This window comes from Halocynthiibacter sp., from assembly GCF_049608145.1.
Lineage (GTDB): Bacteria > Pseudomonadota > Alphaproteobacteria > Rhodobacterales > Rhodobacteraceae > Halocynthiibacter.
The window spans coordinates 1-22,306 of sequence record NZ_JBMYXF010000021.1 but is presented as its reverse complement, the minus strand read 5'-3'; the positions used below and the strand labels follow the sequence as shown (position 1 = coordinate 22,306).

Annotated in this window: 21 protein-coding genes; 13 read left to right on the top strand and 8 right to left on the bottom strand. The window is 53.1% G+C overall.

Features of this window, described 5'->3' with window-relative positions:
• The 4 genes from ACPGUT_RS08400 to ACPGUT_RS08385 all read left to right on the top strand — a co-directional run bounded on the left by ACPGUT_RS08400 (position 1) and on the right by ACPGUT_RS08385 (position 5,805).
• Positions 1-1,038: an LLM class flavin-dependent oxidoreductase gene (locus tag ACPGUT_RS08400; RefSeq protein ID WP_423990309.1), complete on the top strand. Its 1,038-nt coding sequence runs from the start codon at positions 1-3 to the stop codon at positions 1,036-1,038.
• Positions 1,039-1,057: 19 nt separating this feature from the next.
• Complete coding sequence (locus tag ACPGUT_RS08395) at positions 1,058-2,521, top strand: aldehyde dehydrogenase (protein WP_423990307.1); 1,464 nt, start codon at positions 1,058-1,060, stop codon at positions 2,519-2,521.
• 89 nt (positions 2,522-2,610) lie between these two features.
• On the top strand, positions 2,611-4,293 hold the full coding sequence (locus ACPGUT_RS08390) for a BCCT family transporter (RefSeq protein ID WP_423990305.1): 1,683 nt from the start codon (positions 2,611-2,613) through the stop codon (positions 4,291-4,293).
• A gap of 63 nt (positions 4,294-4,356) precedes the next feature.
• Entirely contained in the window at positions 4,357-5,805 is a 1,449-nt protein-coding gene (locus ACPGUT_RS08385; RefSeq protein WP_423990303.1) for an NAD-dependent succinate-semialdehyde dehydrogenase, read from the top strand.
• A 72-nt stretch (positions 5,806-5,877) separates the two neighbouring features.
• Here ACPGUT_RS08385 and ACPGUT_RS08380 read toward each other — a convergent pair whose 3' ends face one another.
• A complete protein-coding gene (locus ACPGUT_RS08380) occupies positions 5,878-6,831 on the bottom strand; it encodes a LysR family transcriptional regulator (protein ID WP_423990301.1) in 954 nt (317 codons plus the stop codon).
• Between the two features lie 165 nt (positions 6,832-6,996).
• Here ACPGUT_RS08380 and dctP point away from each other — a divergent pair, with 165 nt between their 5' ends.
• The 6 genes from dctP (at position 6,997) to alr (ending at position 13,332) form a co-directional block, all read left to right on the top strand.
• Entirely contained in the window at positions 6,997-7,992 is a 996-nt protein-coding gene (gene dctP, locus ACPGUT_RS08375; RefSeq protein WP_423990299.1) for a TRAP transporter substrate-binding protein DctP, read from the top strand.
• Between the two features lie 80 nt (positions 7,993-8,072).
• Positions 8,073-8,630 (top strand): TRAP transporter small permease, encoded by a 558-nt coding sequence (locus tag ACPGUT_RS08370; protein WP_423990297.1) that lies wholly within the window; start codon positions 8,073-8,075, stop codon positions 8,628-8,630.
• Between the two features lie 35 nt (positions 8,631-8,665).
• Positions 8,666-9,955: a TRAP transporter large permease gene (locus tag ACPGUT_RS08365; RefSeq protein WP_423990295.1), complete on the top strand. Its 1,290-nt coding sequence runs from the start codon at positions 8,666-8,668 to the stop codon at positions 9,953-9,955.
• A gap of 21 nt (positions 9,956-9,976) precedes the next feature.
• Positions 9,977-11,047, top strand: coding sequence for an ornithine cyclodeaminase (locus ACPGUT_RS08360; RefSeq protein ID WP_423990293.1), 1,071 nt, complete (start codon positions 9,977-9,979; stop codon positions 11,045-11,047).
• The gene (locus tag ACPGUT_RS08355) at positions 11,044-12,201 is read left to right on the top strand and encodes an amidohydrolase (RefSeq protein ID WP_423990291.1); all 1,158 of its coding nucleotides are present in this window, start codon (positions 11,044-11,046) and stop codon (positions 12,199-12,201) included. Before ACPGUT_RS08360 ends, ACPGUT_RS08355 begins: the two co-directional genes overlap by 4 nt.
• Positions 12,202-12,207: 6 nt before the next feature.
• Positions 12,208-13,332, top strand: a complete 1,125-nt coding sequence (alr, locus tag ACPGUT_RS08350; protein WP_423990289.1) for an alanine racemase — start codon at positions 12,208-12,210, stop codon at positions 13,330-13,332.
• 157 nt (positions 13,333-13,489) lie between these two features.
• On the opposite strand, the gene ACPGUT_RS08345 is transcribed toward alr, so the two are convergent.
• Positions 13,490-13,957, bottom strand: a complete 468-nt coding sequence (locus ACPGUT_RS08345; protein WP_423990287.1) for an Lrp/AsnC family transcriptional regulator — start codon at positions 13,955-13,957, stop codon at positions 13,490-13,492.
• A 103-nt stretch (positions 13,958-14,060) separates the two neighbouring features.
• Here ACPGUT_RS08345 and ACPGUT_RS08340 point away from each other — a divergent pair, with 103 nt between their 5' ends.
• Positions 14,061-15,266 (top strand): methionine gamma-lyase, encoded by a 1,206-nt coding sequence (locus ACPGUT_RS08340; protein ID WP_423990285.1) that lies wholly within the window; start codon positions 14,061-14,063, stop codon positions 15,264-15,266.
• A 39-nt stretch (positions 15,267-15,305) separates the two neighbouring features.
• Here the strand turns inward: ACPGUT_RS08340 and ACPGUT_RS08335 are convergent, their stop codons facing one another.
• Positions 15,306-16,208 carry a LysR substrate-binding domain-containing protein gene (locus ACPGUT_RS08335; protein WP_423990283.1) on the bottom strand — a complete coding sequence of 301 codons (903 nt, stop codon included), beginning with the start codon at positions 16,206-16,208 and terminating at the stop codon, positions 15,306-15,308.
• Positions 16,209-16,319: 111 nt separating this feature from the next.
• On the opposite strand from ACPGUT_RS08335, the gene ACPGUT_RS08330 reads away from it, so the two are divergent.
• A complete protein-coding gene (locus tag ACPGUT_RS08330) occupies positions 16,320-17,399 on the top strand; it encodes a hypothetical protein (protein WP_423990281.1) in 1,080 nt (359 codons plus the stop codon).
• Here ACPGUT_RS08330 and ACPGUT_RS08325 read toward each other — a convergent pair.
• The 5 genes from ACPGUT_RS08325 to ACPGUT_RS08305 all read right to left on the bottom strand — a co-directional run bounded on the left by ACPGUT_RS08325 (position 17,396) and on the right by ACPGUT_RS08305 (position 21,867).
• Positions 17,396-18,262 (bottom strand): amino acid ABC transporter permease, encoded by an 867-nt coding sequence (locus ACPGUT_RS08325; RefSeq protein ID WP_423990279.1) that lies wholly within the window; start codon positions 18,260-18,262, stop codon positions 17,396-17,398. The genes ACPGUT_RS08330 and ACPGUT_RS08325 overlap by 4 nt on opposite strands.
• 59 nt (positions 18,263-18,321) lie before the next feature.
• Positions 18,322-19,158 carry a transporter substrate-binding domain-containing protein gene (locus ACPGUT_RS08320; protein ID WP_423990277.1) on the bottom strand — a complete coding sequence of 279 codons (837 nt, stop codon included), beginning with the start codon at positions 19,156-19,158 and terminating at the stop codon, positions 18,322-18,324.
• Between the two features lie 51 nt (positions 19,159-19,209).
• Positions 19,210-20,013 (bottom strand): amino acid ABC transporter permease, encoded by an 804-nt coding sequence (locus ACPGUT_RS08315; protein WP_423990275.1) that lies wholly within the window; start codon positions 20,011-20,013, stop codon positions 19,210-19,212.
• 2 nt (positions 20,014-20,015) lie between these two features.
• Positions 20,016-20,762 carry an amino acid ABC transporter ATP-binding protein gene (locus ACPGUT_RS08310; protein WP_423990273.1) on the bottom strand — a complete coding sequence of 249 codons (747 nt, stop codon included), beginning with the start codon at positions 20,760-20,762 and terminating at the stop codon, positions 20,016-20,018.
• Between the two features lie 160 nt (positions 20,763-20,922).
• The gene (locus ACPGUT_RS08305) at positions 20,923-21,867 is read right to left on the bottom strand and encodes an MATE family efflux transporter (RefSeq protein ID WP_423990271.1); all 945 of its coding nucleotides are present in this window, start codon (positions 21,865-21,867) and stop codon (positions 20,923-20,925) included.
• A 9-nt stretch (positions 21,868-21,876) separates the two neighbouring features.
• Here ACPGUT_RS08305 and ACPGUT_RS08300 point away from each other — a divergent pair.
• A partial coding sequence (locus tag ACPGUT_RS08300; RefSeq protein ID WP_423990269.1) for a plasmid pRiA4b ORF-3 family protein occupies positions 21,877-22,306 on the top strand: 430 nt, incomplete at its 3' end.

Below are 22,306 nucleotides of genomic sequence, written 5' to 3'. Positions count from 1 at the left end.
ATGAAATTCTCGCTTTTCGCACATATGGAACGGATTTCGCCCGATCAGGACCAGAAACAGCTGTATGATGAATTCATCGAGCTGTGTAAGATCGCGGACGAAGGTGGCATGCATGCGGTTTGGACCGGCGAACACCACGGTATGAACTTTACCATCGCGCCAAACCCGATGTTGAACCTTGTCGATATCGCGCGTCACACGAAAAACGTGCGTCTTGGGACGGGTACAGTAATCGCGCCGTTCTGGCATCCGATCCGCCTAGCGGGCGAAGCGGCAATGACCGATATTATCACCGAAGGTCGCCTTGAATTGGGCATCGCACGTGGTGCATATTCCTTTGAGTATGAACGCCTTATGCCAGGAATGGATGCCTGGGAAGCCGGCCAGCGCATGCGCGAATTGGTGCCAGCTGTGCAGGGGCTTTGGAAGGGTGATTACGAACATGATGGCGAATTCCATCAGTTCCCCAAAACCACATCCGCGCCGCAGCCGATCCAACAAGACGGCCCGCCCATCTGGATTGCTGCCCGTGATCCAAACAGCCATGAATATGCGGTTTCAAATGGCTGCAACGTGCAGGTCACCCCGCTGTGGAATGGCGATGGCGAGATCGAAAGCCTGATGGGCAAATTTAACGATGCCTGCGAGAAATTTTCTGATCAGCCACGTCCAAAAATCATGCTGCTGCAACATACTTATGTGGCGGACAGTGATGAAGATGCGAAACTGGGCGCGTCTGAATTGAACCGTTTCTATTGCTATTTCGGCGCTTGGTTCATGAACAAACGTGAGATCACTCAGGGTCTGATTGAACCGCTGAGTGACGAAGATATCGCCGCGCATCCGTTCTATACGCCCGAAGCGATGGAACGTGACCTGGTGATCGGCACACCCGAAACGGTGATTGAACGTCTGAAGAAATACGAAGCCCTGGGCTATGATGAATATTCCTTCTGGATCGACAGTTCGATGCCGTTTGAGCGTAAGAAGGCATCCTTAGAGCGCTTCATCAAAGACGTAATGCCAGCCTTTCAATAAGGCCTGACGGAGGTAAAAAATGCAGATTTTTCAGCAATATATCGGCGGAGCCTTCTCGGATGGTTCTGCACAGTTTGAAAGCTTGGATCCGGCCACCGGCCAGGCTTGGGCGAAGATGGCGGAAGCATCTGTTGCGGATGTAAACGCTGCGGTTTCGGCTGCGGAAGATGCGTTTTTTGCCCCGGAATGGGCAGATATGACAGCCACGGCGCGGGGGAAACTTCTGTCGCGCCTGGCGGATTTGGTCGCAGAAAATGCACCACGTCTTGCTGAAATTGAAACCCGTGACACGGGCAAGATCATTCGCGAAACCAGCGCGCAGATTGCATATGTTGCGGAATATTTCCGTTATTTTGCTGGGCTTGCAGATAAGATCGAAGGGGCACATCTGCCGATTGATAAACCCGACATGGAAGTCTGGCTGCGCCGGGAACCTGTCGGCGTTATCGCGGCAATTGTACCCTGGAATTCACAGCTGTTCCTGTCCGCCGTGAAAATCGGTCCGGCGCTGGCAGCCGGGTGCACCGTGGTTCTGAAAGCATCTGAAGAAGCGCCGGCACCTATGCTGGAATTCGCAAAGATCTTTGATCAAGCAGGGTTCCCGAAGGGGGTTCTGAACGTGATCACGGGCGGGCCGGACGCAGGTGCCGCGCTGACAAGTCACCAGAAAGTCGATCATGTTGCCTTCACCGGCGGGCCGGAAACTGCCCGTCACATTGTGCGCAATTCCGCTGAGAACCTGGCCTCTACGTCTCTGGAACTTGGTGGGAAATCCCCGTTTATCGTCTTTGACGATGCAGATATTGAAAGTGCTGTGAATGCCCAGGTGTCCGGTATCTTTGCTGCGACCGGACAAAGCTGTGTGGCCGGGTCGCGTCTGTTGGTTCAGGCGTCGATCAAGGATAAATTCCTTACGCGCCTGAAAGAAAAAGCCGAAGCGGTGGTGATTGGTCTGCCGGATGATATGGCGACTGAGGTTGGCCCGCTCTGTACGCTGCGCCAGCGTGAAAATGCAGAAGATCTGATTGCGCGGTCCATTGGCGCCGGCGCAAAGCTGATCACCGGGGGCAAGGCGATTGATCGGGATGGTTTCTATTTCCCTCCGACCATTCTGGATTGCTCGGACGCCCCCGGTGCCCCAAGCCTGAGCAATGAATTTTTCGGACCCGTTTTGTCAGTCGTCACCTTCGAGGACGAAGCAGAGGCCGTGCGTCTAGCCAATGACACTGAATTTGGTCTGGCCTCTGGTGTGTTCACCCAAAGTCTGACCCGTGCCCATCGCATGATCCGGCGCATCCGGTCCGGTATTGTCTGGGTGAATACCTACCGCGCCGTCAGTCCGATTGCGCCTTTTGGCGGGCATGGCCTGTCTGGGCATGGGCGTGAAGGCGGTCTGCAGGCGGTGTTGGATTACACCAAAATCAAAACCGTCTGGCTGCGCACCAGCGATGATCCGATCCCGGATCCATTCGTTATGCGCTGAGTAATTTCACCAGTTTCAACGTAATCGCCGGGTGTCGTTTCGCGACACCTTTCGGAAGTCCTGAACTTAATGATGGGAGGAAACGCGTCATGACACAGGAAAATAAACCCTCAGGGGGGGATCATCTGGTCTCTAATACCGGGGTATTCAAGGGGCTACACAACGGGATGAGCATTGCATCAAAAGCAATGATTGCAGCCTTTGTGTTGTTCACAATTCTTAACGTAGAATATGCGGGTAAGGTCTATGGCGGGATCCGTTCATGGGTCGAAGGCGCACTGAGCTGGTATTACATCAGTTCCGTCGTGATCCTGTTCTTTGTCTGCCTGTTCCTGATGTTCAGCCGCTTTGGCTCCATCCGGTTGGGCGATGATGATTCACGTCCAGAATTCTCAAACTTCTCATGGTTTGCGATGTTGTTCTCAGCCGGTGTTTCCATCGGTATTCTGTTCTTTGGCATCGCTGAGCCGCTGTTTTATTTCGATAATTCCGCTGCTTGGGGCTATCCGAACAACCCGTTTGCAGATGCTGCCGGTCATACGGAAATGAACATGGAACGTGCTGTGGATGCGGTGCGCACCACGAACTTCCACTGGGGTCTGCATGGTTGGGCGATCTACACGATGACGGGCCTGGCGCTGGGTTACTTTGCATTCCGCAAGAAGCTTCCGCTGACGTTTCGTTCCGCGCTGTATCCGATCCTTGGTGACAAAATCTATGGTCCCGCAGGTCACGCTGTTGATCTTCTGGCTGTGTTCGGCACCGTTTTTGGCATCGCGACATCCCTTGGTTTGGGCGTGACACAAATGGCCGAAGGCCTGAACGTATTGTTCGGCACAGGCACAAGCACGACCCTGAAAGTTGGCTTGGTTATTGTGATCTCAATCGTGGCGACAATGTCTGCGGTTTCCGGCATCGGCAAAGGCATTCGGATCCTGTCAGAATGGAACATCATCTTGTCCATCCTGCTGGTTCTGTTCTTCCTGTTTGCGGGTCCAACACAATGGCTGATCGGTTTCTTCCTGAACGCAATGGGCGACTATGCGACGTCACTCTGGTCCATGGGGTTCTGGACTGCGTCAGATGCAGGTGACGTGAAATGGCAGGGCGGCTGGACGCTGTTCTATTGGGGTTGGTGGCTGTCTTGGGCACCGTTTGTGGGCATGTTTGTTGCGCGCATCTCAAAAGGCCGTACCATTCGTGAATTCATGCTAGGTGCGATGTTTGTTCCAACCACAATGGCGTTTATCTGGATCTCTATCTTCAGTGGCAACGCTTTGTATCTTGAAATGAACGCGGTTGATGGTGTTGGTACAGCTGGTCTGATCGAACAGGTGAACAACTGGAACCTTGGTGGCACGCTGTATGGGACAATCGAACGTCTTGCTTCAAGCGGCACATTGTCCTGGATCGTATCTGCCTTGGCGACCTTCCTGCTGGCAACTTGGTTCATCACCAGTTCCGATTCAGGCACATTGGTTGTGACCACAATCCTGTCTATGGGCAATGCAAACCCACCTAAGATCCACCGGATCATTTGGGGCGGTGCACAGGGTCTGGTTGCTGCAGTTTTGCTGATGGCAGGTGGTCTATCCGCACTGCAAACCGCCGCAATCGCAGCCGCTTTGCCGATCTCGGTTCTGGTGGTTCTGATGGCTTGGGGCGTGGTCAAATCCTTGATTGAGGATTCCTCTGCAGTCATCATTGACGACAGTGAAAAAGGCGGCACGGCACCTGATGGCACGACCTATGATCGTGACCTGCACGCCTAATTAACCAACGTAACTGAACGGGCGGGGCAATCCCGCCCGTTTTTTAATAACCGGAGACTTCCCATGTTAGACCTGAACCGCAAAGACCTTCTGACTGAAAACGCCTATATCAACGGTGTTTGGCAGTCCAAAGATGCCCGTTTTGATGTGCAAAACCCTGCGACGGGTCAGGTGCTTGCGAATGTTTCTGATTGTTCGATTGATGATGTGAACGGCGCCATTGATGCTGCTGAAATCGCGCAAAAAGAATGGGCGACGCGCACCGGTAAGGAACGCGCTGCGATCTTGCATCGCTGGTTTGAGTTGATGGTTGAGAACGCCGATGATCTGGCTGCTATTTTGACCGCTGAGATGGGCAAACCTCTGGCTGAGGCCAAGGGCGAAATCATGTATGGCGCCAGCTTTATTGAATGGTTCGCCGAAGAAGCCAAACGCGTTTACGGGGACACGATCCCGGGTCACCAACGCGACAAACGTATTATCGTGATGAAACAACCGATTGGTGTTGTTGGCGCGATTACACCCTGGAATTTCCCCAACGCGATGATCACCCGCAAAGCCGCGCCTGCATTGGCTGCTGGCTGTGCCATGGTCGTGCGCCCCGCCAGTGAAACCCCGCTTTCTGCCCTTGCCATGGCGGTTTTGGCCGAAGAAGCAGGCGTGCCAGCCGGTGTGTTTTCGGTGCTGCCATCTACGGACAGTGTCGGCGTCGGCAAAGCATTCTGCGAAAGCCCCGTGATGCGCAAAATCAGCTTCACCGGGTCCACTCGCGTGGGTAAAATTTTGATGCAGCAAGGCGCTGCACAGGTGAAGAAACTGTCACTGGAACTGGGCGGCAATGCGCCGTTCATCGTGTTTGACGATGCCGATCTTGATGCCGCTGTTGAAGGTGCGATGATTTCCAAATTCCGCAACGCGGGCCAGACCTGTGTGTGTTCCAATCGGATCTATGTGCAAGACGGTGTGTATGACGCCTTCGTCGAAAAACTATCTGCGGCCGTGTCCGCCTTGAACGTGGGCAATGGGGCGGACGATGGCGTGGCGATTGGCCCGTTGATCACACCGTCCGCCGTGGCAAAGGTACGCGAACATATCGAAGATGCCACATCCAAAGGTGCAACCATCGCAACTGGCGGCGAAGCGCATGATCTGGGCGGTACATTCTTCCAGCCAACGCTGATTTCCGGTGTCACATCCGATATGGCCGTCGCGAAAGAAGAAACCTTCGGCCCGCTTGCACCGGTCTTCCGTTTCTCCACCACCGAAGAAGTTTTGGCGGCGGCGAATGACACGGAATTCGGTCTTGCATCCTATTTCTACAGCAACGACCTGAAACGCACTTGGCAGGTGATGGAAGGCCTTGAATATGGCATGGTTGGTGTGAACACCGGCCTGATTTCCACTGAAGTCGCGCCCTTTGGTGGTGTGAAAGAAAGCGGGCAGGGACGTGAAGGTTCCAAATATGGGATCGAGGATTATCTCGAGATCAAATATTGCTGCCTGAGCGTGTAAACATCCAGACAGAAATACAAATCATCGGCTCAGGTGTTTCAGAATGCCTGGCCGATGATTTCAGTGCCCGTATTAATAGCTTCGATCTGGTAGGGGGACTTTCTGGATTTCCTCCTGCAGGATATGAATAAACGCCTTTTCCGCGTGGTTCAGGCGGGTGCGCGGATTGGTAACCAGGCAGAGCTCAAACACCGGAAGATCATTAAATGCCGTCAGTTGCCAGAGACGCCCTTGGTCGACAAAACGCTGTGCGACATGCACGGGGTGGGGGCCGATGCCGATGCCGATCTCAATAAACCTGCGCAGCTCTTCCAGATGATAGGATCGGCCGACAGGCGGGGAATCGATGCCATATTCCTTGCGCGCAAGGGTGAAATTATGCAGATCCCCCCCAACGACATCCGTGGGAAATGTCACATAGGGCTGATGGCAGATTTCCTCCAATGTGATGTCATCGCGACCGAATAGGTCGCTTCCATATCCGCAATACAGCGCGAAACGTTCCCGGTAGATCACCTCATATTCCAGGCCGGGCGGGCGTTCCGTGACAAGGGCCAGCCCGCAGGATGCGTTTTTGCGTTTCACTGAGGTGATCACATCGCCCGACGTTACAACTTTGATCGACAGGGTCGCTTTGGGGTGGGACTTGTGAAAACGCACAAGGGCTGCATCCAAGATCGGGCTTTCCACATGTGTCGGCGCTTCGATGGAAACATGGCCGGTGACTTCGTCTCGCACAGTGCGCAAAACACCGGCCATCCGTGACACCGCACTGTAGATTTCCTGACATTCTTCATAGACGATTTGCCCGGTCGGGGTCAGCGTGAATTCGGATGCACTGCGATCCACAAGGGTGCAATCCAGATGTGTTTCAAGACGTTTTAGGGAATTGGTCACCGCAGGTTGCGACACCAGCAGACGTGACGCAGCCCGGGTTACGCCTTCTTCCTCAACAATTATCATGAATGAAAACAAAAGGTTCCAGTCAAGGTTTCGACAGAAATGTTCGATATCTGTGCGGTTCATTTCGTATAATCCATGGTTATGCCGGCATAATCATTATGAATTTGATTTATAAGCGACTGACTGTTTCAGTGTAAAGGCGCGACTTTGGGAGGAAGGCGTGCATCCTGCAGACTACTTCCCGCGAAATGGAACGGCGCCTGGCGCGTCAAACATAGGGTAACCCTGATGACTACACTGAAAAACTTTGCAACCGCGACAGCCATGGGCCTTTGCCTGACCAGCACCGCCTTTGCCGATGAGATCACATTGAAACTTGCGGGCGTTGTTCCGGTGGAACACTACGGCAATGAACTGCTGTCTCAGATCGAAGCAGATATCGAAGGCGCAGGCGTTGGCATCGAAGTCACCGTTTTCCCGGCGGGCCAGCTTGGGTCCGGCGAAGAACTGTTTGAAGCTGCGGCACGGGGCAATGTCGATCTGGTGCATGCTGTGGTTTATGCCCATAACGACCCTGTGCTTGAAATCAATTCTCTGCCCTTCTTGGTCAGCAACTGGGACGAAGCCGAAAACGTCTATCTGCGCAAAGATTCTGCGTTCAACACGATTTTTGCAGAACGTCTGGCCGCACTTGACCTGCACCTGCTGGCGAACGCGCCAGAAGGCTTTGTTGGCGTTGTTGCCAATAGCATTCCTGAAGATGCAGCTGGCACCGGCGACAAAGACATGAACATCCGTGTCTGGAGCTCACAGGTGATCAAAGCCACCGTCGAAGCCATCGGTTTCAACGCGACAACCATGAACTGGGGCGAAATTTTCCCGGCGATCCAATCCGGCACGGTTGACGGCGCGATCTGCTGTACCGCTCAGCTGGCCTATAGCGCCTTTGCAACCTCTAATGTGGGCAAAGCTTACCTTCCGTATAACGCGGTTGTTGAGAACACGACCTATTACGCGTCGCTCGACACCTGGAACGAGATGACAGAAGAACAGCAGACCGTGGTTCAGACGGCTTTTGATAAGGCCGCTTCTGATTACGCAGCATGGGGCCGCGACAATGAATCTTCCTATCTCGGGAAGCTGACTGAAATGGGTTACGAAGTTCTGGAAATGAGTGCGGAAGAACGCGCTGCAATTGCGGATAAAGTGCGCAGCGATGTCTGGCCACAGATTGCAGAAATTGTAGGTCAAGACGTGATCGACGCCCTGCAAAACGACATGTAATCAATCGATTACAACTTCAGGTGGCCAGGCCCATGGCCATCTGTTTTCTTCTGTTATGTATCTGAAAGAAGGACGGCACCATGCAGGATCTGCATCCCCATCTGACACCAGGACTATCGCGGTTTGTAGACAGGATGATTGCTGTCAAAACCTGGCTTCTCGTATTCAGCTGTCTGATCATGGCTGTGACCTTCTTTTTTGTCGTTATCTTTCGCTATGTGTTGAACGCTGATCTGTTTGCCTATGAAGAATGGCTGCTGATCATCTGTTTCTGGATGTATTTCGTCGGCAGCGCCGTCGCCACCCATGACGGATCACATGTGACCGCTGATCTTCTGTCCTATGTCATCACTGACCCCAAAAAGGCCCATGTCCGGGCGCTGATGATCGGTGCTATCGAACTGTTTGTGACCTGCTTCCTGATCTACTGGGCGCTTCTGATGCTGATCGATGAAATCGACAGTTACCCGCGCTGGCGTACGACGATTGCCCTGCGCATTCCCTTCCTTGTGCCCCGTATCGCGATCTTTGTTGGCTTTGTCATGATGGCTTTTTACAGCGCACTGCATTTTTGGGCGCTGTGGAAAACCGGGCCAACGGACAAATCCGGTGACGTAACACGTTCTGAGGCTGGCTAAGCCACCTTTCCCCCAATCAATCGAAAGGATCTGATGTGATTATTCTCGGAAGCCTCATTCTTATCTGCGTGCTGTTGCTGATTGGTGTCAGCGTTCCCCTGGCCTTTGGCGGTGTCTTGATCTTTATTTCCGTCTTTGGCGGTCATGATGTGTCGGGCTTTATGCCGACCGGGCACTGGAAGGTCAGCTCGCTTGTGTTGCTGGCGATCCCATTGTTCATTCTGGCAGGCGCCATTATGGAACGAGGCCGGATTGCCGCCCCTTTGGTGTCTCTTGCGGAACTTATGGTGGGGCATATCCGTGGCGGTCTTAGTGCGGCTGCGGTGGTTGCCAGTGGTATCTTTGGCGCGATTTCTGGGTCCGCTGCGGCGACGCTGACCTGTATCGGTTCCATCATGATGCCACATCTGCGCAAAGCCAATTACCCCGAAGGCATGGCCGCTGCCCTGATCGTATCCGCAAGCCCGCTTGGCCTGCTGATCCCGCCCAGTTCCTCCCAGATCTTGTATGCTTGGACGACCCAGCAATCGGTTTTGAAATGCTTCCTGGCGACCGTTGTTCCGGGACTGATCCTGATCGTGATGCTGTGCATTGTGAATTTTGTCATGTTGCGCAAGGTCAAGGATTTGAAGATCGGGCGCGTGGATGGAAATTTCAGTGTTGAATTCAGGGCGCGTGGCCTGAAAGCCATGCCAGCCCTGATGATGCCTGTGATCATTCTGGGCGGCATCTATGGTGGCTTCATGACCCCAACCGAGGCCGCAGGCGTGGCCGTTGTTTATGCCATTCCCATTGGCTTTTTTGTCTACAAAGGGCTGACAAAAGAAAACTTTTTCCCAACCCTGCGTTATGCCGGCACCACCATTGGTGTGGTTATGATGATGGTCTTTATGGTGCTGATCGTCAGTCAGTTTCTGGTGTTTGAAAACATCCCGGCCATGGCGAAAGATCTGATCTATTCCGTGTCTGACAATCCAATCATCATCCTTCTGATGGTAAACCTTGTGATGATCCTGATCGGCATGTTGATGGATGATATTTCCGGTCTGCTTTTGTCCGCGCCATTGCTTTTGCCGATTGTGCAAAGCGTTGGCATGGATCCCGTGCATTTCGCAGCGGTACTGGGCGTGAACCTTGGGATGGCGAACATCACACCTCCGACAGCGCCGCTTTTGTATCTTGGGGCGCGGGTGACGGAAACACCGGTGAATAAGATGATTAAACCAACACTGCTGATGATCGCTTTTGCCTGGCTTCCAACCCTGATGCTGACAACCTTTATTCCCCAGATTGCTCTGTGGCTGCCCACTGCAATCTTTGGTTAACCTTCGATAAGAGTTCCTAAAATGTCCAATACCTCTCCGTCTGAACTGGCTTTTGTTCCTTTCGTCAGCGTCGATAATATGATGCAACTGATCCATCGGATCGGCATTGAGGAAATGCTGTCCGGCATCGCTGCCTATATTGAAGATGACTTTAAGCGTTGGGAACTGTTCGATAAAACCCCACGCGTCGCTGCGCACTCAAAGGAAGGTGTGATCGAACTCATGCCGACATCCGATGGCACGACCTATGGGTTCAAATATGTAAACGGCCACCCGAAGAACACCAAAGAAGGCCTGCAAACGGTCACCGCTTTTGGCCTTTTGGCGGATGTTTACACGGGCTATCCGGTTCTGTTGACAGAAATGACGGTTCTGACAGCCTTGCGTACGGCCGCAACATCGGCGGTGGTTGCGAAATATCTAGCGCCGGAAAATGCGCGCACAATGGCGATGATCGGCAATGGTGCACAGTCTGAATTTCAGGCCCTAGCGATGAAAGTGATTTGCGGCGTCGACACCCTGCGCCTTTATGATACGGATCCGGCTGCGACCGCGAAACTGATGCGCAATCTGCAGGGCCTGGGCATGACATTGCAGCCCTGCAAGACCGCCGAAGACGCGGTTCAGGGCGCGGAAATCATCACCACCTGCACCGCAGACAAGCAAAACGCGACGGTCCTGAATGACAATATGGTGGGTGCGGGGATCCATATTAACGCGATTGGCGGCGATTGTCCGGGCAAGACCGAATTACAGGTCGATATCTTGAAACGTGCGGATGTTTTTGTGGAATACCCCCCACAAACCCGCATTGAAGGCGAGATTCAGAACATGCCGGATGATTTCCCTGTCACCGAGATGTGGAAAGTCATCCGGGGCGAAGCAAAAGGACGTATCAGCGACCGCCAGATCACCCTATTTGACGGGGTTGGTTTCGCAACTGAAGATTTTTCAGCTCTGCGCTATATCCGCGATCAATTGGAAGGCACGGGTCTTTTCCAACAGTTAGATCTGCTGGCCGATCCCGATGATCCGCGTGATCTGTTCGGCATGGTATTGCGGGCGCAACCCGAACACAAAGGTGCTGCATGAACGTGTTGTCACAAGCGCAGCTGACATATTTGACAGAACTGCGCCATGACCTGCACCGCCAGCCCGAGGTGTCGGGTGACGAAGTTCAGACCGCCGCTCGCGTTGTTCTTGAATTGAAAAAACTGGGTGCGGATCAGATCTGGGAAGGTCTTGGTGGCGCAGGTGTTGCGGCAGAGTTTCGCGGTCTCGAAGAGGGGCCGACAGTGTTGTTCCGCTGTGAACTTGATGGGCTGCCGATCACCGAGGTATCTGATCTTCCTTATAAATCCGAAATTACGGGGAAGGGCCATTTATGTGGTCATGATGGACATATGTGCATGGTTTTGGGCCTAGGTATGGCACTGGCAAAGCGTCCGGCGCGTGGTCGTGTCATATTGCTGTTCCAACCCGCCGAAGAAACTGGATTTGGCGCACAGGCCGTGATCGATGATCCGCGCTGGACTAAGATTAAACCTGACTACGCTTTTGCCTATCACAATGTTCCGGGCCATGCCTTGGGTGAAATTGGCTTACGGTCAGGGCCTGCCAATTGTGCGTCACGTGGCATGCAGATCAATTTCGAAGGCAAAAGTTCGCATGCGGGCGCGCCTGAAGATGGGATTTCACCCGCGCCCGCGATTGCGCAGCTGATCCAGTCTTTTCCGGCCCTGTCTTCGGGCAAGGTTTCAGATCCAGATTTCGGGCTTAGCACTCTGACACATGTGAATATCGGTGAAGCCGCCTTTGGCATTGCGCCGGGGCAGGGTGAATTGCGCGTCACCCTGCGCAGTATGACCGATGATCGCATGGCTGCCCTGATCGATGGCGCTGAAAAACTGTTAGATGAAGCCAGAGGTCCACTGCAGACAGACGTGTCCTGGCACGATGTTTTTCATGCGGTAACCAACAGTGACAAGGCAGCCAAGATCGCTGGTATCGCGGCCGAAAAAGCCGGGGCCATGATACGTGAAATGAATCACCCCATGCGCTGGTCTGAGGATTTCGGTCGGTTTGGCCAGGATGGGGCGGAGGCCTGTTTGCTGTTTCTAGGGGCAGGCAAAACCCATCCACAATTGCACAACCCGGATTATGATTTCCCTGACAGTTTGCTGGCCATTGGTCCGGCTGTCTTTCTGGAAATCACTCGGCAGATACTTGGTAAAACCACCGGATAAACTGCCATGACTGAACCTGTGAAAGCATCCTGGTGCGAAATTTATCCGGATCGCATTGCGAATAATCTGAAGATAGCCCTGGATCTGATCCCACCTAAAACCAAGTTCTGCGCGGTATTGAAAGCCGACGCCTATGGGCATGGGATCAAGGCGGTCGTGCCGGTCGTTCTGGCTGCGGGCGTGAACCATATCGGGATCACGTCAAACGCCGAAGCGCGCGCCGTGCGTGATGCGGGCTTTACGGGCAATCTGTTGCGTCTGAGGTCCGCCACACCTGATGAAATACGAGACGCTTTACACGACAAAGTACAGGAACAGGTCAGCTCTCTCGATGCAGCCATGGTCTTTTCGGATCTCGCGCGAGATGGGCATCAAAACCCCGGGTTGCATCTGGCTTTGAATGCGGATGGCATGTCCCGTGATGGGTTGGAACTGTCTACTCCAGAAGGGCAGAGGGCCTGTCTGCGCATCCTTGATCTGGTCGGGGGACATATCGCAGGCATCTGTACGCATTTTCCTTCGAACACACCCGAAGACCTGCGCCACAGTGATAGGCGTTTTCAGGCAGATGTCAGCTGGGTCATTCAGCATTCCGGGCTGAAACGAACAGATGTTCTGGTACATGCGGGCAGTTCTCTGACGCTGGGATCGCGGCAAGCTGTGACAACGGATATGTATCGTTGCGGCGCGGTTCTTTATGGCATTATTAATCGTGACCTAGGGTTCCGCCCAACGATTGAATTGAAAGCCCATATCACCAATGTCGGGACTTATCCGACGGGCAGCACAATCGGATATGACCGCGCTGCAACCCTTGATCAGCCCCGCAGACTGGCGAATGTATCGCTGGGCTATGCCAATGGCTTTGGTCGTGACAGCTTTGGCCGCGGGGAGGTTCTGATCCGGGGGCGGAAAGTTCCGATCCTGGGGAAAATATCCATGAATACGATTATTGCCGATGTAACAGAACTGCCCGACGTGCAAAGCGGCGATGAAGCCGTGGTTTTTGGCCAACAGGGGCAGGACTGCATTGATATCGTCAGCTCAGAACATCAATTCAGAACGATTATGGCCGACCTTTTTGTCGACTGGGGCGGACGCAGCCCACGGGTTTATCTTCAGGATGACTGACACAGATGCCTGTCGCAAAATGAAGCGGCCTGTGTGTGCGCCGCCAGATCAATCCCCAATCCGATGAAATGCGCCGGTGATGGTGGCGTTACATTGGATGGATAACGCGCAGAGCAGACGTCCATGACAGGTGGTGCCGATTGTTCCTGAAACTGTATTAGTGGGTCATCGGAAACACATTTGTTTTCTTAACGACGCCATAGACAAAACTGCTGTCGATCGATGCGATGCTGCCGATGGAATGCAACGTTCTGCGTACAAAGTTTTCGTAATCCGAAAGATCTGCAACAATCACCCGAAGCAGGTAATCAGATGCACCGGTCATAACAAAGCATTCCAGAACCTGATCAACCCGGGCGATATCGGCCTCAAATTTCTTTACGACAACTTCGGTGTGGCTTTCTAGTTTGACGTGCACGAATACAGTGACGGGCAACCCATAAGCTTCGGCATTAATATTGGCGCTGTACCCTGTGATGACACCGCTTTGTTCCAGCAATTTCAGCCGCCTTAGGCATGGAGAGGGCGACAGGTTCACCTCGGCAGCCAGATCCTGATTTGTCATGCGACCGTGGCGTTGCAGGGTTCGGATGATTTGTTGGTCTTTATTGTCTAATTTTCTCATAACTTGGCATATATTGCTAATTTCAGTGAATAACAAAGCATTATTTGGAATATAACAGCAGGCTGCTTGCAATATTGTACTCCCGAAATCAAGGAGTCACCCGATGCGCAATCGTTCCCACAGCTTTGCAACCCGCGCTATTCATCACGGATATGATCCGATGCAAAACGAAGGTGCACTGACGCCGCCACTTCACCTGACATCAACCTTCGCATTTGAAACAGCCGAAGCAGGTGGCGAGATGTTTGCGGGCGAACGGCCTGGTCATATCTATTCGCGCATCTCGAATCCGACCTGTGATCTGCTGGAACAACGCGTCGCAGTGTTAGAAGGGGCCGAGGCGGGGCTGGCACTGGCATCCGGCATGGGTGCGATCACCGCCACCATGTGGACACTTCTGGCTCCGGGCGATGAAGTCATCCTGGATAAAACCCTATATGGCTGCACATTTTCCTTTATGCAGCACGGGCTGGCCAAATTTGGGGTGACAGTGACCCATGTGGATCTGACCAATCCTGAAAACCTGACCACAGCGATCAGTGACAAGACCAAAGTTGTGTATTTTGAAACCCCTGCAAACCCTAACATGCGTCTGGTTGATATTCAGGCCATTTCAGCGATTGCCCATTCAATGGGCGCTTATGTCGTGGTGGATAACACCTATGCGACGCCATATTTGACCCAACCCGTCAAACATGGTGCCGACATCGTTCTGCATTCGGCGACGAAATATCTTGGCGGTCACGGGGATGTCGTTGCCGGTCTGTTGGCCGGATCGGCTGAACTGGTGTCAGAAATTCGCCTGTATGGCATGAAGGATATGACAGGGGCTGTTATGGCGCCGTTTAATGCGATGCTTATTCTGCGCGGATTAAAGACACTTGAACTGCGAATGGACCGCCATTGCGGCAGTGCGGCCACGGTCGCTGAGATGCTGGAACACGCCTATGGGGTGCAAAAGGTCTGGTATCCGGGATTAAACAGCTTTGAACAATCTGATGTGGCGCAACGCCAGATGTCGCAATTTGGGGGCATGATTGCCTTTGAACTGGATGGCGGTCTTGAGGCCGGGCGCAATATGATGAACGCGTTGAAAATGATCACCCGTGCGGTGTCACTGGGGGACGCGGAAACATTGGTGCAGCACCCAGCCAGCATGACACATTCCACATATACGCCCGAAGAACGGGCATTGCATGGGATCAGCGAAGGCTTGGTGCGCCTGTCCATCGGGCTCGAAGGGGTGGATGATGTGATCTATGACCTTGAACAGGCCCTGCCACGGCCCAAAGCGTATAACGCAGCCTAAAGAAAGCCGTCATGCCTTACGGCTGATTGACCGGTTGAATCATTGCAAATGCACCTGCTCATGTGCCCAGGTTACAAAAGCCTGCACACTTGGGTGGGCGCTGTTGCGATGGGCTATCCAGTAGGAATATCTGGATTGTGCCGATTGTGAAAAGGGCCGGATCAAAGCGGCTGATTTCAATGCTGCGGCCACCAATGGACCGCGCCCCATCGCGACGCCAAGTCCCTGAATTGCGGCCTGTGTCACCAGGTTTGATTGGGAAAATCGACGGGATCGCAGCCCGGTTGGCAACTTGGTGCCGGTTTCTCGGGCCCAGAAATCCCAATCCGGTGCAGGACCGGATTTGTTTTCATATTCATCCATCAAAAGGGTGAACCCCGTCAGGTCATCCGGCGTGGCCGTACCGGGGCGCACCGAAGGCATCAGATTGGGCGCACAGACGGGAAATACATCTTCAGACATTAGATGTTCGACATGCAGCCCGGCAAATTCGCCCATACCATATCGAATGCCAATGTCTGCATCGTCAGGCAGGCGATCTTGGCTCAGATTGTCTGTGGAAACCGACAGTGAAATTTCGGGATGCTTCAGGTCAAAATCCAGCAGGCGCGGAAACAGCCAGGCAAATGCGAACCCCGGGGGGCAACATACCACAAGCCCTGTATCCCTGAATTTCTTACGTCTGATATCAGAACAAATGGTTTCAAGGCGGCCCAGGCTTTCATCAATGGTATGGGCCAGAACTTGTCCCTCGGGCGTGGGGCTTGATTGCCGGGCCCCGCGTATCAGCAAGTCACTGCCCAGCCAGGTTTCAAGCATTTTGACATGCTGACTGATCGCGCTTTGACTGACGCCAAGTTCATCCGCAGCGGCACTAAAGTTGCCTTTCCGAACAACCATTTCAAACGCGCGCAGCGCAACATAAGGCAAAGTTTGTGACATATCAGCTAGGCTAATGGTTTGTATAATAGTTTTCAAATGGTTTCAGGGAAGGGGGCGATTTAGACAGAAGTAAGCCTCACGATTTTGTGAGAATCTCTCTGACTGGAACCGATGACTTACACAGCTTCCCAATATTTTGGCGCACGTAATCTGTTGATGAACTGCGCCCAGGCGAGTCCAGGCGAAACCGTTCTGATTGCCCATGAACCTGCTGATCTGGGGTACTACGACAATCGGGTTGTCGATTGTGTGGCCTCTGCTGCGGAAGGGTTGGGGATGGTGGCGAAATCCTTGAATGTCGGATTTGACAGCCAGGCGCGTGCCTTGCCCGATAAGGTGGTGCAGGCTTTTGATAGCGCCGATGTGATTGTCTTTTTCGCACGCCTCGGTGATCAGTTGCGCTTTTCACAAATGCCAGAAGGTAAACGGATTGTTGTCAGCTATGCTCTGTGTCCCGATATGCTTGGGTCGGGGTTTGGCACGGCGCATCATGATGCTTTTTTACGCCTAAAAGATGCGGTGAACAGCGCGGTTGTTTCTGCCAAAAATGTACATGTAACCTGTCCGCGTGGCACAGATTATACCGGGCAGCCCCAGTTAAAGCTGACCACAGGGTCTGACACGACGATACGACGTTTCCCAATGTCGGTGCCAACGCCGATCCCCGCCCATAGTTTTAGCGGGCGGGTGGCGATGCCCGGGTTCCTGACGGGAACGGGATCTCAATATTACACACCTTACACCGTTGAATTTCAGGGCGAAGTTTTTGCCCTGTTTGAACAGGGGCGCTTGACCGGGTTCGAAGGGGACGCTGAATCAGTCGCCGTGGCCAACCGTCATTATGACCATGTTGCAGACAGTCTGGGGATCGACCGGGATTTCGTGCATTCATGGCACGCAGGCATTCACCCGGGATGTGGGTTTCCAGGCCAAGCGCGTGACAGCTATGAACGGTGGGGCGGGGCTGGATTTGGCAATCCGCGTGTTTTGCATTTCCACACCTGTGGGGGATATGCGCCGGGTGAAATTTCCTGGAATGTGATTGACCCAACTGTGACGCTTGATGGCGTGAAGCTTTGGGACAATGGCCGCCTGCGGGTTGATAATCTGCAGGACTCTTCAGAAATCATGGATATGTTTCCCTGCGCAGCCCAAACCTTTGCCCGGCCAGATGACAGGATCGGCCTCTAACGTTCAAGCCGTCTGAACAACAAGGACAGCCCGAAGCAAATCACGAAATAGAACCCTGCGGTCACGATCCAGGCCTCGAATATCATGCGGGTGGATGCCACAAGCTCAACGGTTTTGAACGTCAGTTCTTGCACTGAAATCAATGAGATGATGGAACTGTCTTTCACAAGTGTGATGAATTGGTTTGCCATGGGCGGCGTGACCTTTTTCATCGCTTGCGGCAGGACGATGTAACGCATTTCTTGCAGGCCCGACATACCAATGGAACGCGCGGCTTCGCGTTGGCCTGATGGTACTGACTGAATGCCAGCACGTACGATTTCGCCCACAAAAGCGCTTTCAAATAGGGCAAGAACCACAACGCCTGAAATCAGCGACGGGAAACGGCGCATATCACCAAAGAAAAATTCCCAGATTGCGTTGTTTTCCTGGCGCGCAATGCCACGGGCCCAGCTTTCGATATTAAAGGCAACGATCAGCTGTTCGGATAGGAAAAAGAAGAAAATGAACATGATCACAACGGGTGGGATGTTGCGCAAAAATTCAAGATAGGTGCGGGCCAGCATGCGGATGGTCAGATTGCTTGCACAGCGCGCCATGCCCAGAATTGTGCCTAGGATCACCGCAAGAATACCGGCATAAATACTGACGCGAATTGTGGTGATCAGCCCCTGAAGCAACAGGTTTGCAACCCATTTTCCCTCAGATTCTTTCCAGCGCAGGATGTAATTCGGGATCCGTTCCCAACGCCAGTTATAATTCAAAGCCCCCCCGATACGCATCACAATTGCCGTGGCGAACACCGCAATCACAACTAGGATCACATAATCAAGCCAGTGTAGTTTTTTTAAAAATTTCGGCACGGGTCTGTCTCTGCTTGGGGGCGGGGTCAGGGGCGGATAACGCCCCTGACATGTGTTTATTACTCAGCTGCGACTTGGTCTTCCCAGTCAAAGCTGCGGAACCAGTAGTTGTTGCGTTCTTCCAGCCAGCCGTTCTTCCAGTTTACGCTGATCCAGTTGTTGAAGAAGTTTTCAGCATCTGGGTCACCCTTGCGGAAACCAAAGGATTCACCGGTCGCAAGGAAAGTGTCTGTGAATGGCACAACCAGGGTCTCAGGATACTGACGCACCTCAATCGAAGGGGTCGGTTCCGCGCCCATTGTTGCGTGTGCATTGCCGTTCAGAACTTCCTGTGTTGCGGCGCCGTCTTCATCAAACAACAGCAGTTCCGCTTCAGGGAACAGCGTTTCGATGACCGTTGCTGGCGTGCCGCCACGGCGCGCAGCAAAGGTAACATCGGCGCTGTTGTAATCTTCCAGCGACATGCCATCCGTCATGCCTTTATTGGACAGAATAGTCAGGCCGGAATAGGCATAGGGATCGGTGAAGTTGATCGTCAGGTTGCGCTGCGGTGTGATCGACATGCCGGAAATGATGACGTCGAATTTGCCAGATACCAACGCCGGAATGATGCCATCCCATGATGTGGGGATGAATTCGACTTCCACTCCCATGTCCTCAGCCAGCTTCCGGCCCACATCCAGTTCGAACCCGATCAGTTCCCCGTCAAGATCGCGCATGGACCAAGGCTTAAAGATGGACAGACCGATCTTGATCACGCCGCGTTCTTTGATGGTTTCAATGACGCTGTCCTGGGCGATGGCCTGGCGTGTTTGTTGGGCCGTTGCCGGCAGGGCAAGTGCTGCAGCGGTGGCCAGCGCCAAGGCCGCACCAACGATACGTTTTGAAAGTTTCATGGTTGTCTCCTTACTGTTGAATGATCCATCTCTTGCGGATGGTTTGTTTGGTTAAGTTCCTGTTGCATATCGTTTTTCCACCAGAGACACCCCAAAGGACAGGATGAGGGTCACAATCATATATACGGCGGCAATGGTGAACCAGATTTCAAAGCTCATGTAGGTGTCAGAAATAATATTACGGCCAATCGTGGTTAACTCAGCAACCGCGATCACGCTGACAATGGCTGAACTTTTCACCATGTGAACGACTTCACCGGTCATCGGCGGCAGCATAAAGCGCACGGATTGTGGCAGCACGATATAGCGATAGGCCTGCCCCGTTGACATGCCAATGGATTTCGCGGCTTCCCATTGTCCTTGGGCGACGGCATTGATGCCTGCACGGAAGATTTCTGAGATTAAAGCTGCGTGAAACACCGCCAGACACAGGATGCTTGCGGTGTAGCGATCAAGCCCAAAAACGGGCCCCAGCACATAGTAAAACAGATAGAGCAGAACCAGCAGGGGCGTGTTTCGGATGACTTCCAGAAAGATGATTGCAACGCCGGTTCCCACCACAAGCCCAGACAGGCGCAACAGCGCAACAATCAGGCCAAGCACCAGAGCCAGCAGAAACGCAACTGTTGACAGTTGCAGGGTTTTTACAAGGCCAACGGCAATTTCGCCCCACTCAAACCCGTCATCTGTGAAACGATATAGATACTGCGGGATCCGGTACCACTGCCAGTTGTAACCCATGGCCTGAGACCCGGCAAAAGCCGCCCAGACCAATGCACCAATAATGATCAGATACAATCCGATTGCGATGGGAGGTGAGCGAAAAAATCGCGTAATGAATGATGGCCCCTGCATGATCAGTGTTCCAGAATCTGATCAAGGAAGGCACGACAACGGGCGCTGTCTGGATTGGTGAAAAACTTTTCGGGCGGGGCGACTTCTACGATTTCGCCAGCCTCCATGAACACCATTTTATCCGCGATCTTACGGGCAAATCCCATCTCATGGGTCACACAGACCATCGTCATACCGGTTTCTGCCAGTTCAACCATGACATCCAGCACTTCGTTAATCATTTCAGGATCAAGTGCTGATGTCGGCTCATCAAACAGCATCACCCGGGTTTCCATACAAAGCGACCGTGCGATGGCAACACGCTGCTGTTGTCCCCCTGACAGCTGCGCTGGATATTTATCGGCCTGTTCCGGGATATGGACGCGTTCCAAATATTCACGCGCACGCTTTTCAGCATCGGCTTTGCTGATTTTTCGCACCTTCATCGGGCCGATTGTTAGGTTTTCCAGAACGGTCAGATGGGGGAAAAGATTAAACTGCTGAAACACCATGCCCACGTCCTGGCGCAGCTTTCGGATGTCTTTGGAATCCGCGTGAACGTCAATCCCATCAACGGTCAACTGGCCTGCATCATGGTTTTCAAGCCCGTTGAAACACCGAATAAGTGTCGATTTACCAGATCCAGAAGGCCCGCAAATCACAACGCGTTCGCCTTTTTCCACACTCAGGTTGATATTTTTTAGGGCCTGAAACGGGCCATAGAATTTGTCGAGTTCCCGGGCGTTGATGATTGGCTTTGCTGTTTGCATCGGCTGTTCTCTCTTTACGCTGAAAATCGGAAAGGCAGGTTCAGTTTGTGGCGACAGGCGGGCCCTGTGCAACAGGTATTTTTCTTATATTTTCTGTGAACACAGGGGGGATGCGAACAAAATTCGCTAAACGTCTGCTTAGGAGGATTTTGAATCTTTTTCATATCTTGGCCCCCTGTGGCTGTGGGTTCCAGAGGCCGCCAATTTCGTCTCGCGCGACCTTTTCTGAAACCACCAGGGCCACGATCCAGCCGGTGATCACGCTGGTGGCGATGCCAAACCAGACGCCCCAAATTGAGAAATCTAGCACCCCAATGTAAATCCAGATGAAAAACGCCACGCCAAACCCCTGACGGTAAATACCAATCCACAGCGTCCAGATCGGGCGTTTTAGCGCTTGCAGCAGCGAATTGATCGCAAACAGCATCATATAGATGGGCAGGATAAACCCATCGACGCGCAAATAGCTTTGCCCCACACGAATGACATCGGCGTTATCTGTGAAAAGCGACATGGCAAAGCCGCCACCAAACCACAGCATCGGACAGGCGACTGCCATAAGAATGAAACCAAGCTTCCAGCAGAAAAACACGGCGTCGCGTACACGATCTGCGTGACCTGCACCAAAATTCTGCGCCGCAATGGGCAGCAGCGCCCCCGTCATACCCAGCACAGGCAGCAACAGGATCTGTTCTACCCGCAGGGCGACGCCATAGGCGGCAAGTGCATGTTCGCCAAAACCTTTTAATGCGAATTGCACAACAAACCCGCCTGCGAACATCACTACGATGGCAAAGCTTGTCGGCAACATTTGCGCTGTGATTTCTTTGAATTTGACCATATCTGGCGTGAACTCAGAACGTTGAAGGCCCTGCATCATATCGCGCCCTAGAATACGCCACAGAACATAAATCATGACACCGGATTGGCTGATCACTGTGGACAAGGCAATGCCGTTGAACCCCATTCCGTCCCAGATGCCCGGGATGCCATAGATCAGCAGTGGGTTCAGCAGGATGTTGGCAAAGAATGCCGCGATCAGACCGCGCTGCAAGGAGAGCACCTCAAAGCGTGGGGCAATTGCGTTTTTGGGATGATCTGACATATTTTCTGGATGTCTGTACCGTCAGAAATTCTTCAACTCAAACTTCGGCTTCTGGACATCAGCCCGATGATCTGGCGGCGGGTGTTGGTTTCGTCGTCCACCACCCTGCACGAGTTACACGGGATTTTGCAGGTCGCGATGGGTTGGGACGGCATTCATCTTTTTCAGTTTGATATTCGCGCCGTGGATTATGGGTCTTGGGAATTGCATGCAGCGAACCCGGATATTCCGCTGAGTGACTTCGGGTTTTGCCAGAACGACCGGTTTTCCTACATCTACGATATGGGGGATTATTGGAAGCACGAGGTCCGTGTCGAAGCCGTATTGGATGCTGATCCCAAGAAGTCCTATCCAGTTTGTACGGGTGGCGCGGGTGCGTGCCCGCCTGAAGAATGCGGTGGGGCCCAAGGCTATTTGGCGCGGCGGGACGAGGCCAGTG

Excerpts from the sequence above, each read along its gene's own strand:
- ACPGUT_RS08320 (WP_423990277.1), bottom strand. The coding sequence starts at position 19,158 with ATGAAACTTTCAAAACGTATCGTTGGTGCGGCCTTGGCGCTGGCCACC.
- ACPGUT_RS08340 (WP_423990285.1), top strand. The coding sequence starts at position 14,061 with ATGCGCAATCGTTCCCACAGCTTTGCAACCCGCGCTATTCATCACGGA.
- ACPGUT_RS08345 (WP_423990287.1), bottom strand. The coding sequence starts at position 13,957 with ATGAGAAAATTAGACAATAAAGACCAACAAATCATCCGAACCCTGCAA.
- ACPGUT_RS08395 (WP_423990307.1), top strand. The coding sequence starts at position 1,058 with ATGCAGATTTTTCAGCAATATATCGGCGGAGCCTTCTCGGATGGTTCT.
- ACPGUT_RS08385 (WP_423990303.1), top strand. The coding sequence starts at position 4,357 with ATGTTAGACCTGAACCGCAAAGACCTTCTGACTGAAAACGCCTATATC.
- alr (WP_423990289.1), top strand. The coding sequence starts at position 12,208 with ATGACTGAACCTGTGAAAGCATCCTGGTGCGAAATTTATCCGGATCGC.
- ACPGUT_RS08335 (WP_423990283.1), bottom strand. The coding sequence starts at position 16,208 with ATGTCACAAACTTTGCCTTATGTTGCGCTGCGCGCGTTTGAAATGGTT.
- ACPGUT_RS08370 (WP_423990297.1), top strand. The coding sequence starts at position 8,073 with ATGCAGGATCTGCATCCCCATCTGACACCAGGACTATCGCGGTTTGTA.
- ACPGUT_RS08400 (WP_423990309.1), top strand. The coding sequence starts at position 1 with ATGAAATTCTCGCTTTTCGCACATATGGAACGGATTTCGCCCGATCAG.
- ACPGUT_RS08315 (WP_423990275.1), bottom strand. The coding sequence starts at position 20,013 with ATGCAGGGGCCATCATTCATTACGCGATTTTTTCGCTCACCTCCCATC.
- ACPGUT_RS08305 (WP_423990271.1), bottom strand. The coding sequence starts at position 21,867 with ATGTCAGATCATCCCAAAAACGCAATTGCCCCACGCTTTGAGGTGCTC.
- dctP (WP_423990299.1), top strand. The coding sequence starts at position 6,997 with ATGACTACACTGAAAAACTTTGCAACCGCGACAGCCATGGGCCTTTGC.
- ACPGUT_RS08355 (WP_423990291.1), top strand. The coding sequence starts at position 11,044 with ATGAACGTGTTGTCACAAGCGCAGCTGACATATTTGACAGAACTGCGC.
- ACPGUT_RS08380 (WP_423990301.1), bottom strand. The coding sequence starts at position 6,831 with ATGAACCGCACAGATATCGAACATTTCTGTCGAAACCTTGACTGGAAC.
- ACPGUT_RS08330 (WP_423990281.1), top strand. The coding sequence starts at position 16,320 with ATGACTTACACAGCTTCCCAATATTTTGGCGCACGTAATCTGTTGATG.
- ACPGUT_RS08360 (WP_423990293.1), top strand. The coding sequence starts at position 9,977 with ATGTCCAATACCTCTCCGTCTGAACTGGCTTTTGTTCCTTTCGTCAGC.
- ACPGUT_RS08390 (WP_423990305.1), top strand. The coding sequence starts at position 2,611 with ATGACACAGGAAAATAAACCCTCAGGGGGGGATCATCTGGTCTCTAAT.
- ACPGUT_RS08310 (WP_423990273.1), bottom strand. The coding sequence starts at position 20,762 with ATGCAAACAGCAAAGCCAATCATCAACGCCCGGGAACTCGACAAATTC.